The sequence below is a fragment of the Gelidibacter sp. genome (genome assembly GCF_035515035.1).
In the GTDB taxonomy this organism is placed as follows: domain Bacteria; phylum Bacteroidota; class Bacteroidia; order Flavobacteriales; family Flavobacteriaceae; genus Gelidibacter.
In genome coordinates, this window is sequence record NZ_DATJCA010000122.1 from 1 (window position 1) to 1,629 (window position 1,629).

The following is a 1,629-nucleotide window of genomic DNA, read 5'->3' on the forward strand; positions in this document are numbered from 1 at the left end:
AGCACTTATTTTGCTATGCTCACTTTCATCCGCTGCAAGTGGTTCACTTTGTCCGTCCTATCCACTTTAAATGTCTGTTGCAGGTTCGGGTAACTGTTTTAATCCGTGTACGCAGTATCTTAGCATCATATGGATCAACCATCCTCAATTCTTCGAACACAAAATCATCTTGGGCCAAAGCTTTGTAGTGTTCCAGGATGGGCTTGGCTTTCTCAGGAATTTTTAAAGAAACAAGTTTTTGATTTTTACCCATTCGGTAACGGAGTCGACCATCGATAAAATCTGACCATTTGAGCTGTATTACATCCCCTATTCTTATGCCTGCAAAATAGAAACTTATTAACCATATATTTACTGCATGCTTTTGGGAAGGTGTTAGAGTTTCTGCATTTTCAAGTAACTTTACTTCCTCCATCGTTAGGCCAATTTTTTGTGACTCCAAAAGTTTAATAGTATAACCGCCTCTGCCAAATGGGTAGTAATTGCGTTCTGCCCAATTCTCACCGATGGCGATATTGTAAATCGTCCTAATAGCAATCATATAATTAACAACGGTTCGATGTTTTAGTCCTCTTTTATTTTTTAAATATGCTTCAAAACGTTTCAACAAGTCGACCGTTATCTCATTAAAATGGAGTTTTTCAGATTTTGAAAAAGTTTTAAACTTATCCATTCTACTTTTAACAACATCGCGTTGATGATATTGACCTCTTTCTTCTAACCGCCTTAATTGAATCTTAACTGCACTGAAAAAATCGAAACGCTCTTTTTTCACAATATTCGTTTTGATTGTGGACACGGATTGATATTCTCGTTCAGATTCAGCTTTTAAAAGACGCTTATTGGCATCACTAAGTTTAGAGAAGATTAATTGGTTAATTGACATTGCATCGGGATGAGATTTTCTCACAAGTCCTTTTTGTTCATTCCAATCCATTTTATCGATATATTGTCCCGTAAAAATGTACGATGTTTTCCTGTCTTTTGTGATTCTTATCGCAATTGGGTACAACAATCGGCTATTTGGTTTGTTTCTAAGTACTGTTTGAATGGATGCCATAACTTGATTTTTAGACTATTAAGGTACAACAATTTAGGTACAACATAGGTACAACAAATGCCCATTTTCCTTGATATTAGATGATATCAAGTGACATCAATTAAAATGTAAATAATTGATTATCAATGACTTTGCAGTGATTTGAATTCCGATTATGAATTTTCATAACCCGGAGGTCAGGGGATCGTGCCCCCTTCTCGCTACTTGATTAAAAGCAGCTACAAAAAATGTAGCTGCTTTTTTAATTCTGGGTGCGCTGCTTCACGGATAAAGTAGATATTTTAAACGCATTTTCTTATAGGCGGTTAATTCAGGTTCCCAACCCGCCCTGATTGTTGCCATAGGGATATCATCAATGATCTGCTGCCTAAAATCGCCACGTCCAATCTGAATTTCGATGCTGTTCATTTGATTGCTCAGTTTGGAGTCAAAAAACTGTTCCTTATTTGGGTGCGCTTTGTAGAGTTCCCTGATCCATTCAAAATTTATTTGTTTTCGTTCCCTTAACAGCGCCGTGTCATAGTTGCGTAAATCGATTCCGTAGCATAGTTCATCCATAAATAGTGGTG

At 36.8% G+C, this 1,629-nt stretch carries 1 protein-coding gene and 1 pseudogene; both read right to left on the bottom strand.

The window, feature by feature from the left end:
* Window positions 1-43 precede the first annotated feature (43 nt).
* The gene (locus tag VLZ86_RS10560; RefSeq protein WP_325451098.1) at window positions 44-1,060 is read right to left on the bottom strand and encodes a site-specific integrase; all 1,017 of its coding nucleotides are present in this window, start codon (window positions 1,058-1,060) and stop codon (window positions 44-46) included.
* A gap of 261 nt (window positions 1,061-1,321) precedes the next feature.
* Window positions 1,322-1,629 (bottom strand): annotated as a pseudogene (locus VLZ86_RS10565) (DUF1343 domain-containing protein); the annotation flags it as partial.

Excerpts from the sequence above, each read along its gene's own strand:
- VLZ86_RS10560 (WP_325451098.1), bottom strand. The coding sequence starts at position 1,060 with ATGGCATCCATTCAAACAGTACTTAGAAACAAACCAAATAGCCGATTG.